At 56.3% G+C, this 13,489-nt stretch carries 8 protein-coding genes and 6 pseudogenes; 10 read left to right on the top strand and 4 right to left on the bottom strand.

From position 1 onward, the window contains the following. Positions 1-302 (top strand): 2,3-bisphosphoglycerate-dependent phosphoglycerate mutase (locus tag JCM13995_RS03290; protein ID WP_156314298.1); only part of this gene is annotated, 302 nt, incomplete at its 5' end. 61 nt (positions 303-363) lie between these two features. On the opposite strand, the pseudogene JCM13995_RS03285 reads toward JCM13995_RS03290, so the two are convergent. After that, positions 364-1,709 (bottom strand): annotated as a pseudogene (locus JCM13995_RS03285) (C1 family peptidase). A 128-nt stretch (positions 1,710-1,837) separates the two neighbouring features. Beyond that, on the bottom strand, positions 1,838-2,128 hold the full coding sequence (locus tag JCM13995_RS03280; protein WP_054662431.1) for a GNAT family N-acetyltransferase: 291 nt from the start codon (positions 2,126-2,128) through the stop codon (positions 1,838-1,840). A 130-nt stretch (positions 2,129-2,258) separates the two neighbouring features. On the opposite strand from JCM13995_RS03280, the gene JCM13995_RS03275 reads away from it, so the two are divergent. The 9 genes and pseudogenes from JCM13995_RS03275 to JCM13995_RS03235 all read left to right on the top strand — a co-directional run bounded on the left by JCM13995_RS03275 (position 2,259) and on the right by JCM13995_RS03235 (position 12,117). Then, a complete protein-coding gene (locus JCM13995_RS03275; protein ID WP_054662428.1) occupies positions 2,259-2,798 on the top strand; it encodes a dCTP deaminase/dUTPase family protein in 540 nt (179 codons plus the stop codon). Between the two features lie 32 nt (positions 2,799-2,830). Further along, a pseudogene (gene radA / locus JCM13995_RS03270) lies at positions 2,831-4,207 on the top strand (DNA repair protein RadA). Further along, positions 4,204-5,391: a PIN/TRAM domain-containing protein gene (locus JCM13995_RS03265; RefSeq protein WP_054662425.1), complete on the top strand. Its 1,188-nt coding sequence runs from the start codon at positions 4,204-4,206 to the stop codon at positions 5,389-5,391. Before radA ends, JCM13995_RS03265 begins: the two are co-directional and overlap by 4 nt. Positions 5,392-5,528: 137 nt before the next feature. Continuing rightward, positions 5,529-7,020 (top strand): annotated as a pseudogene (gene gltX, locus JCM13995_RS03260) (glutamate--tRNA ligase). A gap of 120 nt (positions 7,021-7,140) precedes the next feature. Continuing rightward, positions 7,141-8,907 (top strand): annotated as a pseudogene (gene recQ / locus JCM13995_RS03255) (DNA helicase RecQ). A gap of 89 nt (positions 8,908-8,996) precedes the next feature. Continuing rightward, positions 8,997-10,401: pseudogene (gene cysS, locus JCM13995_RS03250) on the top strand (cysteine--tRNA ligase). Then, positions 10,398-10,826 carry a Mini-ribonuclease 3 gene (locus JCM13995_RS03245; protein ID WP_054662422.1) on the top strand — a complete coding sequence of 143 codons (429 nt, stop codon included), beginning with the start codon at positions 10,398-10,400 and terminating at the stop codon, positions 10,824-10,826. The pseudogene cysS and the gene JCM13995_RS03245 overlap by 4 nt, the downstream one beginning before the upstream one ends. Further along, positions 10,798-11,632 (top strand): annotated as a pseudogene (rlmB, locus tag JCM13995_RS03240) (23S rRNA (guanosine(2251)-2'-O)-methyltransferase RlmB). Before JCM13995_RS03245 ends, rlmB begins: the two are co-directional and overlap by 29 nt. Next, positions 11,593-12,117 carry an NYN domain-containing protein gene (locus JCM13995_RS03235; protein WP_054662419.1) on the top strand — a complete coding sequence of 175 codons (525 nt, stop codon included), beginning with the start codon at positions 11,593-11,595 and terminating at the stop codon, positions 12,115-12,117. The pseudogene rlmB and the gene JCM13995_RS03235 overlap by 40 nt, the downstream one beginning before the upstream one ends. An 88-nt stretch (positions 12,118-12,205) precedes the next feature. Here JCM13995_RS03235 and JCM13995_RS03230 read toward each other — a convergent pair whose 3' ends face one another. Together JCM13995_RS03230 and JCM13995_RS17485 are read right to left on the bottom strand one after the other, a co-directional pair. Beyond that, positions 12,206-13,174, bottom strand: a complete 969-nt coding sequence (locus tag JCM13995_RS03230; RefSeq protein WP_054662416.1) for an aliphatic sulfonate ABC transporter substrate-binding protein — start codon at positions 13,172-13,174, stop codon at positions 12,206-12,208. Further along, positions 13,164-13,466, bottom strand: a complete 303-nt coding sequence (locus JCM13995_RS17485) for an AMP-binding enzyme (protein WP_369385592.1) — start codon at positions 13,464-13,466, stop codon at positions 13,164-13,166. The genes JCM13995_RS03230 and JCM13995_RS17485 overlap by 11 nt, the downstream gene beginning before the upstream one ends. Positions 13,467-13,489 lie beyond the last annotated feature (23 nt).

Here is a 13,489-nt window from a genome sequence, read left to right as displayed (position 1 = left end):
CGCGGCGCAGCCGGGCCTACCAGAGCTTTCCGGTGACCATCATTCCCCGGGGTGAAAGCCTCAAGGACGCGGAGCGGCGGCTCATTCCGTACTGGCTGGATGAAATCGCCCCGCGGCTGCTTGCTGGAGAAAATCAACTGGTGGTCGCCCACGGGTCCACCCTGCGGGCACTCATCAAGTACCTGGAGCAAATCTCCGACACTGGGATCGACCGCGTCGAGGTCGCAAACGCCCAGCCCATTATTTACACGCTGGACGCTCAGCTGAACATCTTGGCCAAAGACATTCTGACCGTCTCATGATTTTAGGCAAAGAAAAACTGCGAACACATTTAAAGTGTTCGCAGTTTTTTGGTGGGTTGGCTTACTTGGAAGCCAAAGCGCCCATCGGATCCCAAGGCTTCAGGACGGTTGGGTGATCGTATTCAGCCTTGATTGTGGCCTGTTCGTCAGCGGACAAATACTTCTTGTTGACGACGACTTGGTAAACGAATTCGGAGAACCATTCGTCGGAAGCAACGAAGTAGCCGTTTTGGCCGGCTTTTTCGCCCCAAGAGTTTTCGACCTTCCACTTTGTCGGCTTGCCGTCAACGATGTCGACACCAGTCAGGACCATCGCGTGGGTCATCAGGCTTTCGCCGTAATCCAGACGCTCAGCCTTGGTCATGTCAAAGCTGGTGTTGAAGAGGGCGTTCTTGTCGTACAGCTTTGGATCCATGATGCCAAGCTTGCTATCAGAAGACTTGCCGACATCAGAGCCGAACCAGACCGTTTCGCCGGCTTCAAGCTGCTTGATGGCCAGTCGCTTCATTTCTTCGGAAGTAACGTTGAAGTGACGGACTTCGCGGCCGCCGACAACGTTGCCGAGCATTTCGACCGTGTACAGGTGGTTAAATGGCTTGTCGGCGGTTGGGCCGTTGATCAGTGACTGGTAGGAATCAGTGTCCCAGCCCACGTACTTGGCGAAGAACGCCTTGGGAGTCAGGTCGCGGTCGATGTGGTAATTCTTGTCATCGTCGCGGTACTCGAAGTCGAACTTGGTCGGTGGCACACCCAGCGTGTAGGCCAGGATCCGGTAGTCTTCGGACAACATCTTGTCCTTGGCTGATTCGATGTCGGCGTCGGAAGCCTTGTCTTTCACCAACTTGCGCAGGGTGACAGCGTCTTTGCGCAGCTTCAGGTTCAAGACCGAATTCATTTCGTTGGACTTGCTGGAGGAGTATGTTTCAGGCATCACAGACTTCGGCACGATCCCGTATTTGTCGATGAGGCCGTCAGCATATCCCACTGACCGCCATCGCCCTGAGGGTTGGCCATCAGCCAAGCCACCTTGCGTGAATCGATGTCCTGGTCGGCCGTCTTGATGACATTTTCATAGAAGTAGTTCGACTTTTCAAACTTGTCCCAGAAGAATGTGTAGTTCTGGGAAAGCTCGAAGTCCTTAATCTTGAACTGCTTTTGAATGCTGTGGCGCATGGTGTTCAGCGCGGCAAACATCCAGCAGCGCCCAGACTGTTTCTGGTCCGCAACCTTGCCAGTACTCAAATCAATGGAGAAGGTCTGAGTCATCGTGGTTTGACTTGCAGTGTTCTCGGCACTTTTCAACACCCCATTGTTCATGACCGCTTTTTGAATCGCGGCAGAAGCGGGGGTCTTTTCAAGATCCTGTTGGTACTTTGCGAGGTCTTCAGCAGTAACTGCCTTTGACATATGCACTTCACTCCTTTTTCATTAGAAAATGATGAAATATTAACAGACTTCCACATTTTAGCATAACGCCCTCACAGTTTGAAGAGGGGCACTCAAGAAAAGGCCGACCACCGCAGCGGTCGACCTGATCAATCTGTCGGGGTGGGGCGCAGGACGTCAGCGTACGCCTCTTTGGTGGCGAACTCGTGGCGGGCAAAGGTGCACAGGGGTTCAATTTTCTTGCCTGTGGCCCGCGCCTCGTCGACGACCGCCCGCACGAGCTTACCGGCGATGCCTTGGCCGCGCAGCACCGGATCCACAAAGGTGTGGTCGATCACGAAGTTCTGGCCATCGTCAATCTCCTGGTAAGTGACTTCAGCAATCAGTTTGCCGTTTTCGTCGTTCATGAAATACCGGCCTGGTTCATGTTGAAACGCCATTTTGCCACTCCTCTCTTAATGACAATAATTATATCAATTCCTTAGGATTAAGCCAAGAAACCGCTTCAAAAAGCCGCCGAGGCGACGTAAGGTGGTATGATAGATTCACACTGAAAAAATGGAGGGGACTATGCGCACTCGAGGATTTGAGATTGTTTCAGCCTACCAAAATGCCGGGGTCAAGTTGCCCGCACGGCAGACAAAAAACGCGGCGGGGTACGACTTTTTCGCGCGTGAAGACTTTGTGCTGAAAAGCATTTGGCGCTACGACTTTATTCGACTGTTTCGGCTGATCAAAAACGAGCATCCGCTGACGGATAGTGACTTGCAGCGGGCAGGCAAGATTCTGAAGCCCCTGCTCGTGCCGACTGGCGTTAAGGCTTACATGCAGCCCAATGAGGTGTTGATCCTGGCCAATCGCTCCAGCAATCCGCTGAAGCGCGGACTGGTGATTCCCAACGGGATCGGCGTGATTGATGCGGACTATTACGGGAATCCCGACAACGAGGGCGAAATTTTTATCCAGATGGTGAATTTTTCTCCGCGCGACGTCGTGATCGAGCAAGGAGAGCGCATCGGCCAAGGCATATTCATGCCGTATTTGCTTGCCGATGGGGACACCGGCACCGGCGCTAAGCGAATTGCCGGGTTTGGGTCGACTGGGCGATAAGCGGCTCACAAAGAATAGGAAGAAGGCGGCCCATGGCCAAAGTTAAAACTCAGTACGTGTGCCAGAACTGCGGTTACATTTCAGCCACCTTTCTTGGCCGTTGCCTAATTGCGGGGCCTGGAACTCTTTAGTGGAAGAAACCCAAAGTCAGACACCGGCGAAGGCCGCCGCGACGCCGCGCCGGACCAGTGCGGGTGACAAGGTCAAGCCGATGCTGATGAGCGCAGTGTCGATGCAGAAAGAGCCGCGAGTCAAAACAGATCTCGGGGAACTCGACCGCGTGCTGGGCGGTGGCATCGTGCCTGGGTCATTGATTCTGATCGGCGGCGATCCTGGCATTGGCAAGTCGACGCTGCTGACTCAGGTCTCTGGTCATCTTGCCAGCAAAGGCGCCAAGGTGTTATACGTTTCCGGGGAGGAAAGTGCCGCCCAGATCAAGCTGCGCGCGACGCGGCTGGGCGTGGGTAATTCAGGCATGTACCTGTATCCGGAAACGGACATGCCAAGTATTTCCCAGGCAATAGACGACATGCAGCCGGATTACGTCATCATTGATTCCGTGCAAACCATGAACGTTCCCGAGATGAATTCGGCAGTCGGCTCAGTCAGCCAGATCCGCGAGGTGACGGCAGAGCTGATGAAGATTGCAAAGACCGAGCAGATTACCATTTTCATCGTCGGCCATGTCACTAAGGAAGGCGCGATCGCCGGGCCCAAGATCCTTGAGCACATGGTAGACACGGTGCTGTACTTTGAAGGCGACATGCATCACACTTACCGGATGATCCGCTCGGTGAAAAACCGTTACGGGTCCACCAACGAGATCGGCATTTTCGAGATGCACCAAGACGGGCTGGAGGAAGTTGCCAACCTTCGGAGCTGTTCTTGGACGAACGGCTGCCCAACGCAACGGGCTCGGCCGTGGTGGTGTCGATGGAAGCACCCGGCCGATCTTGGTAGAGATTCAGGCACTGATGACGCCAACCATGTATGGCAACGCCAAGCGGACGAGCAGCGGCCTGGATCACAACCGGGTGTCGCTGATCATTGCAGTGCTGGAAAAGCGGGCCAATTTAATGCTCCAGAATCAGGACGCCTACCTGAAGGCGACCGGCGGGGTGCGGCTGGACGAGCCGGCCATCGATTTGGCCATGGCCATGGCAATCGCCAGCTCGTACCGGGACAGCGAGATTTTACCCACTGATTGTTTCGTCGGGGAGATTGGGCTGACTGGCGAGGTGCGGCGCGTGAACCGCATCGAGGATCGCATTAAGGAGGCTGCCAAACTCGGGTTCAAACGGATTTTTATCCCGAAGAATAACCTGCAGGGGCTGCCGACGCGTGATAAAATCAAAGTAATCGGTGTGGCGAGCGTTGCTGACGCGCTGGACCGCGTGTTTATAAAATAAAAAGAAAGGAGGAACGATATGAAAAAAAACGTGTAATCAACATTCTGTTCGCGTTGATCGGGATCGGCGTTGGGGCCAGCGTAATGCCACTGCTGTGGGGGCTGGTCAAGCTCGATCAGATCGCGTGGTTGAATAATGTCATTGTTGACAGTTTGATTGGCATTGTTGTGTTCTTGATGCTCTCTGAGCTGCTTTCCGGCTGGATTCTGCGCAAGCTTGACCAAGCCGAGAAAGCCATGAACGCAAAGTCACCATCGTTCCTGTTGTTTGGCAGTTTAGGTACCATCATTGGCCTCGTGTTTGCAGCCATTATTTCGCTTTTCTTTTCCAGACTTCCTGCGCCTCTGGGCACCATCCTGCCGCTGATTTTGATGCTGATTTTCGGCTACTTCGGGTTTCGCATCGGCACGACGCGTCGTGAGGAATGGCGCCGGTTGTTCGGTGTGCGCAACCGGGACAGAAAGCCGGATGACAACAGTCAGTCCGTACTGGATCGCAAGGCCGGGGAAAACTTTCACAAGTATAAGCTCCTTGACACCTCGGTCATCATCGACGGTCGGGTGCAGGCCATTGCCAAGACGGGCTTTTTGGAAGGCACGTTGCTGGTGCCGACCTTCGTTGTGCACGAGCTGCAGCTGATCTCCGACTCCGCCGACGCGTTAAAGCGCGGCCGCGGCCGGCGCGGCCTGGACATCATTAACTCGATGAAGGAAGATCCTGAGATCAACGTCGAGATGTACGACGGGGATTTTGAGGACATGACCGAAGTCGATTCGAAGCTGTTGAAGCTGGCCAAAATGCTGGACGGGGTGGTCGTCACCAACGACTTCAACCTGAACAAGGTTGCCCAGTTCCAGAATGTGCCAGTGTTCAATATTAACGAGCTGGCTAACGCCTTGAAACCCGACTTAATTCCTGGTGAAGGCATGACCGTCACTGTCATCAAGTCAGGCACTGAGCGTCAGCAAGGGGTCGCCTATCTAGAGGACGGCACGATGGTCGTCGTTGAGGACGGCCAGTACTTCATGAATAAGCCGCTGGAGGTCATCGTGACCTCGGCCATTCAGACCGCTGCCGGCCGGATGATTTTTGCTAAACCTGCCCATCAGCAGCAGTCGCTGAAAGCTGAGGATGAAAAGCACGAGGCGAAGTCTGGCTCTAAGAATGGTAAGGGCAAAAAGTAAACTGAAAGTCCGCCTGGCGCGGGCTTTTTAAGTTGGTGCACTGAAAGGCCCTGCGCCTTGTGGTACACTAGCAATGCATGTTCTGGGCGCAAACTCGGGACGGTTACAAGACACACAAAAAATGGAGGCATCATATTTTGTCAGATCGACCAATTCGGGTGCGTTACGCACCAAGTCCAACCGGCCACTTGCACATCGGCAACGCCCGCACGGCGCTTTTCAACTACTTGTTCGCCCGTCACTACAACGGGACAATGGTGCTGCGGATCGAAGACACCGACACCAAGCGCAACATTGCGGATGGTGAAAAAAAGTCAGATCGATAACCTGCACTGGCTTGGCATTGATTGGGACGAAGGCCCTGACAAGGGCGGCGACTTCGGCCCGTACCGGCAGTCTGAACGCAAGGACATTTACCACAAGTACATCCAAGAGCTTGTGGCCAAGGGTGACGCCTACGAGTCCTACAAGACTGAGGAAGAGCTGCAGGCCGACCGCGACGCCCAAAAGGCCGCTCACGAGGCTCCGCATTACGTTTACGAATACGAAGGGCTGACTGAGGCCGAAAAGCAGGCCAAAATCGCCGAGGCGAAAGCCAAGGGCTTGAAGCCAGTGATTCGCTTCCACATTCCAGCGGATCACACGTACGAGTGGAACGACATCGTTAAGGGTGACATTTCGATCGATGGCAACACTATTGGCGGCGATTTTGTCATCGAAAAGGCTGACGGGATGCCGACCTACAACTTTGCCGTGGTCATCGATGATCATTTGATGCAGATTTCCCATGTGCTGCGCGGCGACGACCACATCGCCAACACGCCAAAGCAAATGGCGATTTACGAAGCTTTTGGCTGGCAGCCACCAGTCTTTGGTCACATGACGTTGATCATCAACGGGGCCACGGGCAAGAAGCTCTCCAAACGCGACGAGTCTGTGCTGCAGTTCATTGAGCAGTACAAAGAACTCGGTTACCTGCCAGACGCGATGTTCAACTTCATCACCCTGCTTGGCTGGTCGCCAAAAGGTGAAGATGAGATCTTTACGCGCAAGGAGTTCATCAAACTGTTTGACGAAACTCGCCTGAGCAAGTCGCCTGCCCGCTTCGACCAAAAGAAGCTGGAATGGGTCAACAACCAGTACATCAAGAAGACCGATCCCAACGAGCTGACGGCGCTGGCCGTGGATAACTTAATCGAGTCCGGCCGCCTGGCTAAGGACCCGGATCCTTCGACCATTGAGTGGGCACGTCAGCTGATTTCCTTGTACATCCCGCAAATGAGTTACACCGGGCAGATCAGTGACCTAGCGACTATTTTCTTCGAACAGCCGAAGGAACTGGATGAGAAAGACATGAAGGAGCTTGCTGACGACAATGCTCTTCAGGTGCTCAAGCTGACACAGGAGAAGTTGCGTGCTTTGCCGACGTTCTCCGCTTACTACATTAACCAGGCCGTCTACCACGTGCGGCTTGAAACCGGCGTGAAGGGCCGCAAGCTTTACATGCCCGTCCGCATCGCCACCACGCGCGAAATGCACGGGCCGCAGCTCGCCGAGACCATCGAACTGATGGGCCGCGAGAAAGTGCTTGCCAACATGGATTACGTCATCAACGCCCTGGAAAAATAAGTTTTGGCTTTGCCGCTTGCCCACGGGTGAGCGGTTTTTGCGTGCAATGACGGAATCTGTCAGGTGTACAGGGCCACTTTTCACGGGTAAAATGGTGAGATACGAACAGGGGGATGGACCATGGCAGCGGCAACTCCGCAAAGCATTTTAAAAGAAAAATTCGGGTATGACGACTTTCGCCCGGGCCAAGGCCGCGCGATCAAGCGGGTGCTCAACCATGAAAACACGCTCGTGATTATGCCGACAGGTGGGGGCAAGTCGCTGTGTTACCAGATCCCGGCGCTGCTGCAAGACGGCCTCACGGTGGTGGTGTCGCCGCTGATTGCGCTGATGAAGGACCAGGTCGACGCGCTGAACGCAAACGGGATCCCGGCCACTTACATCAACTCGACTGTCGATCCGCGCGAGGCGGATTACCGGTTAGACCTTGCGGGGCGCGGGGAGTACAAGCTGCTCTACGTGGCACCGGAACGGCTCGAGCTCAGCGGCTTTTTGCAGGAGCTGGGCGGGCTGCGGATCGACCTGCTGGCGGTGGACGAGGCGCACTGCATTTCGCAATGGGGTCACGCTTTCCGCCCCAGCTACCTGGAACTGACGCGTATCGCGCAGGAGCTGCCGTCACACCCCACGGTGATCGCGCTGACGGCCACAGCCACGACCCGCGTCGCAGAAGATATTGGCCAGCGACTGAGCATTCCACCGGCCGGGTTCATCAACACCGGGTTTGCGCGGCCCAATCTCAGTTTTCAGGTGGTCAAGGGGCAGGATAAGGACGCTTACCTGCTCGATTATCTGAAACTGAATAAGGACCAAAGCGGCATTGTTTACTGCGCCACGCGCAAGGAGGTCGAGCGGCTGTACCTGCTATTGGACCGCCACGGCATCAGCGTGGCCAAGTACCATGCGGGCATGCCGGAAACTGAGCGCAACGACAATCAGGAGGATTTTCTGTTTGACCGCAAGCTGGTGATGGTCGCAACGAACGCGTTTGGGATGGGCATCGACAAGAGCAACGTGCGTTTTGTGATCCACGCGCAGGTGCCTGGCGACTTGGAATCCTACTATCAGGAGGCCGGGCGAGCCGGTCGTGACGGCCTGGACTCTGAGGCCATTCTGCTATACGCGCCCAACGACTTGGGCATTCGCCGATTTTTCATCGATCAAAGTGACGGCGACGAAGACTATAAGCAAAATGAGTACCGCAAACTCCAGGTGATGAACCAGTATGCCAACACCGGTGATTGCCTGCAGCAGTTCATCCTCCGCTACTTCGGTCAGGCCTCTGAGCCGTGCGGGCGCTGTTCGAACTGTTTGGACACGCGCGAGGCGGTGGACGTCACCGAGTCCGCACAAAAAGTCCTGTCCTGTGTCGTGCGGCTGCACGGCCGTTTTGGTAAGGGCATGGTCACCGACGTTCTGGCTGGCTCGAACAATCAGCGCATCCGGCAGTTTGGCTTTGCCGAGTTGTCCACGTACGGGCTGATGGCCAGCATGCGCAAAAAGGACATTGCCAGTTTTATCGACTTTCTGACCGCAGGCGGGTACCTGGAAGCGCAAGGCGGCCAGTATCCGACGCTCGGGGTCACCCAGCTCGGTGCCGATGTGCTGCGCGGCGGCGCCAAAGTCTCGCGCAAGCAGGCAGTGAAGGCGCGGGCGAGCGTCGCCGTGGATGACGACCTGTTCCAGAAACTGCGGGCACTGCGTTACGAGTTGGCGCAGAAGCAAGGCGTACCGCCTTACGTCATTTTTTTCCGATGACACACTGCGGCAGTTGGCTCTGCTTCAGCCGCAGGACGAGGCCCAAATGCTCAACGTGAAAGGGGTCGGCGAGGCTAAGCTGAAAAAAAATACGGCAAAGTCTTTCTCCAGGCGCTGGCGGCAAGCTAGTCACACCAAGGTTTATCGCGTAGAATAAAGAAGGCTGCTCAAGCGAGCGCAGCGCTGGCTTGAGCGCGACTAAAGGAAGGGGCCATTTTATGCTTCAGCTCTACAACACATTAACGCGGCACAAAGAGCCGTTTAAACCGCTGGTGCCAGGGGAGATCAAAATGTACGTCTGTGGCCCCACGGTATACAACTACATCCACATTGGGAACGCCAGAAGTGCGATCGCGTTTGATACGATCCGCCGCTACTTTGAGTACCGCGGCTACAAGGTAGATTACGTCTCAAATTTCACCGATGTGGATGATAAGATCATCAATGCCGCGCACGAGACCGGCGAGGCGCCGCTGGCTTTGGCGCAGCGCTTCATTGACGCGTACATGGCAGACACGGCCAAGCTGAACATCGAGCCGGCGACGGCACACCCGCGCGCCAGTGAGATGATTCCTGAGATCATCACGTTTGTCGCAGACTGATCAAAAAAAAGGGTACGCGTACGAAGCCGATGGTGACGTCTACTATCGTGCGCGGAAATTTGCCCGTTATGGGGAGCTCTCAAACAAGAAAGTCGATGAGCTGGAGCAGGGCGCCTCGCAGCACGTGGCCGATGAGGAAACCGCACGCAAGGAGGATCCCATCGACTTTGCCCTGTGGAAGGCGGCCAAGCCTGGTGAGATCTCCTGGGATTCTCCCTGGGGGGCTGGGCGGCCGGGCTGGCACATCGAATGCTCGGTGATGTCCACGACGCTGCTCGGCAAGACCATTGACATTCACGGCGGCGGTCAGGACCTGGAATTTCCCCACCACGAAAACGAGATCGCCCAAAGCGAGGCCGAAACCGGTCAGAAGTTCGTTAATTACTGGATGCACAACGGGTTTGTGACCATTGGCGAAGACGACGAGAAAATGAGCAAGTCGCTGGGCAACTTCATCACGGTGCATGACATTGTGAAGACAGTCGACCCCCAGGTCCTACGCTTTTTGATGGCATCAACGCAGTACCGGCGGCCGATTCGTTACTCCGAGGCCGGGCTGAAAGAGGCCGAGCGCAACTTGGAGCGGCTGAAAATCGCGCGCGATGCGGTCAGCTACCGGCTCAAAAATGCCGCGGCTGGCACCGATGCCGCGCTGGAGGCCAAGCTGAACGGGCTGGAAAATGATTTTGTCGCGGCAATGGATGACGACATCAACGTGCAAAATGGGCTGGCCGTGGTTTACGAGCTAGCCAAGTTGATGAATGAAACAGCGGCTGCCAATACGGTCGCCCAAACGACGCTTCAGCACATGTTGGCCAAGCAGGCCGCGTGGCTGGCCATTTTCGGGATCGCGTTCAAGCAAGACCTCCTGGATGCCGACGTCGAAGCGCTGATCAAAGCCCGCAATGACGCGCGCGCGGCCAAGGACTTTGCCAAGAGTGACGAAATTCGCGATGAGTTGCAAGCGCAGGGCATTTTACTAGAAGATACCGCACAAGGAACGAGGTGGCGCCGCAAATGAGCGCAGATGCAAAACAATTGAACGGGATCGCCCTGGCTTACCTGGGGGATGCCGTGTGGGAAGTTTATGTGCGCCAGCACTTGCTGGACCGCGGTTTGGTGCGGCCCAATCAGTTGCAAAAGGCGGCGAAGTCCTTCGTGTCGGCCAAGGCCCAGGCTAAGCTGATCGATGGCATGGAAGCGCAGTCGCTGCTGTCGGAGACGGAATGGGACTATTACAAGCGTGGGCGCAACGCCAAAAGCTATACGCACGCCAAGCACACTGACGTGGTGACTTACCGTATTTCGACCGGCTTTGAGGCGCTGTTCGGCTACCTGAAGCTAACCGGGCAGGCCGACCGCATTGAGCAGCTGGCGGTTTGGTGCATTGATTACGTTGAAGAAGGAGGCACTGGCCATGGTCAAATCAAACCCGCGGAAAAATGATCCGCGCCGCGATCAGCCGACCGATGAGGCGCACCAGGACGAGTTCGTGTTCGGCCGCCACGCGGTCGAAGAGGCACTGCGCGAGGGGTCGAACAAGACCATCAACAAGTTGTTTGTGCAAAAGGATCTCAATTCTGATCCCGTGCGCGTGATCGTCGAAAAGGCCAAAAAGCAAAAGATTCTGGTCTCGCAGGTGCCTAAAGTTAAGCTGGACCTGCTGACGGATGGCGGTAATCACCAGGGCGTGATGGTGGCCATGGCCCCGTATGCGTATGCGACCATTGATGAGCTGTTCGCGCACGCCGAAGGCCACGACCCGTTTTTCTTGATTCTCGACAATCTCGAGGACCCGCAGAACCTGGGGTCGATCCTGCGCACCGCCGATGCGGTGGGCGTGGATGGTATCATTATCCCCAAGCACCGCGCGGTCGGGTTGACCAGCACAGTCGCCAAGGTCTCTACCGGCGCAATCGAGCACGTCCCGGTGGCTCGGGTCACAAACTTGGCGCAAACCATCAAAACGCTCAAGGAGCGCGGCCTGTGGATCTTTGGCACCGCAATGGACGGCCAGGACTTTCGGCAGTGGAACGCCAAGGGAAAGGTCGCCTTGGTGATTGGCAACGAGGGCAAGGGCATCAGCGGGCCTGGCCAAGCTGATGGATGCGACACTGACCATTCCGATGGTGGGCCATGTGCAGAGTCTCAACGCTTCAGTGGCGGCGGGGATCCTGATGTATCAGGCTTTACCAGCCGCGGAGGCAAGTAGATGCGCCGGCACCTGCTGCTCGTGGACGGGTACAACGTGATCGGCAACTGGCCTGAGCTCGCCAAGCTCAAGGCTACCGGTCACTTTGACGCCGCGCGCGACCGGCTGCTGGACATTCTGGCGGAGTACCGCGCCCATGAAAATGCGGACATGATCGTGGTGTTTGACGCCATGTACGTACCAGGCATCGGTGAGAACTACTCGAAGTGGAACCTCAAAGTGGTGTTCACCCAGCAGGACGAAACTGCCGATTCCTACATCGAGCGGCTGGCCAACGACCTGAATGGCCCGCTGGTGCAGTTGTCGGTGGTGACCTCGGATCAGGCGGAGCAGTGGACCGTGTTTTCTCGCGGGGCGCTGCGGATCTCCTCGCGCGAATTTTACCAGGAGATTCGCCGCTCGGAGCGCGAGTTTAATCACTCCACTGACCCGTTCATCATGCGTGAGCCTAAGCGTAACCAAATCTGGAGCAAGGACCAGCTGAAAAAAACTCGACCACGCCCGGCGCAAACTGACGCGCCGTGAAGCCGAAGACAAAAAGAATGGCCATAAATAACAATGGCGGCGCCTCGCAATCGCGAGGCGCCGCCATTTTGCATCAGTTGGGCGAGCGTTATTTCAGCAGCGCGTCCTTGACCTGGATCTTCTTTTTGATCAGGCCTTGTTCATAAAAGACGTCGGCAATCTTTTGCTGTTCCTTGACGATGTCGTCGGTGACCGGTGTCATGGAGTAGGTGCGCCGCTCGACGTCCATCTTGATGATGGGTTTCGAGAGCTTGAGCGTCTTGCTCAGCATGTTGATCAGTTGAGTGTGATGGGTGCGGGCCCATTTCATGTCCTGGCTCATGTACTTGATCAGCGCCTTGGAAATCGCCGTGTGTTTGGTGGCGTAGCTGCGGGTGGAAACCACAAAGTCGCGGTTTTTCGCCAGGCCCTTGGCATTGGTCAACAGCTTGGCGTTTTGCTGCACCTGCGCGGTGGCGGTGTAAGGATCCCAGGTGACCCAAGCGTCGACGCTACCCTTGGCAAACGCGACTGAGGCCGCGCCCTGGTCCATGTTGACGAGTTTGACATCGTTCAGGGATAGCCCGGCCTTGGCCAACGTTTGGATGATGGCGAACTGTGCCGCGGTCCCCTTGGCGTAGGCGATGCGCTTGCCTTTCAGGTCGGCCAGGGTGTTGATGCCGCTATTTTTCTTGACCAGCACGCCGGTCCCGTACTCTTTCGAGGCGCCGGCGCCGATGTAGACGAGGTCGAGTCCGTTGGCCTGGTTGACGACCGGTGGGGTGTCACCAAGCCGTGCGTAGTTGATGTTGCCGGACTTTAAGGCGGTCATGAGCGCGGCCCCGTCCTGGAACTCCTTGAAGACGACCTGGTAGCCGTCAGCCTTCATCTTCTTCGCTAACTCACCGTGCTGACGGGAAATGTCAGCGGGATCGGCTTTCTGGTAGCCGATGACGACCCGGGTGAGCTGGGTCTTGCTGCTGCTGGGGCGGGTTTGGGTGTAGCCGTAGCCGGCCACGCCCAGCCAGGCCGCGAGCAGCACCAGCAGAATACTGACTTTGACACGTTTAGATTTCATGCTTACCCTCCGCGATCCATTGCTTCAGCTGCGGCCGCAAGACCTTGCCAGTTTGATTGCGCGGAAAATCATCCAGGAAAATGACCCGGGTCGGCGTTTCAAATTTAGCCAGGTGGTTGCGGCCATAGTCGAGCAGGGCTTTGCGCTGGGCGTCCTCATTGGCCCCAGGCGTGGTGGACACGATGACTGCGGTCACTTCTTCACCGTAGAGCTTGTCCGGCGTGCCGATGACGCAGAGCTGGGCGATAAAGTCGAGTTCGTCGAGCACGTTTTCCACGTGCGCAGGGGCCACTTTTTTCACCGCCGTGGGAAATG

The organism is Lacticaseibacillus camelliae DSM 22697 = JCM 13995, assembly GCF_001311195.1.
GTDB lineage: Bacteria > Bacillota > Bacilli > Lactobacillales > Lactobacillaceae > Lacticaseibacillus > Lacticaseibacillus camelliae.
Note: the sequence above shows the minus strand (reverse complement) of the source record. Positions and strands in the feature narration are given on the sequence as shown.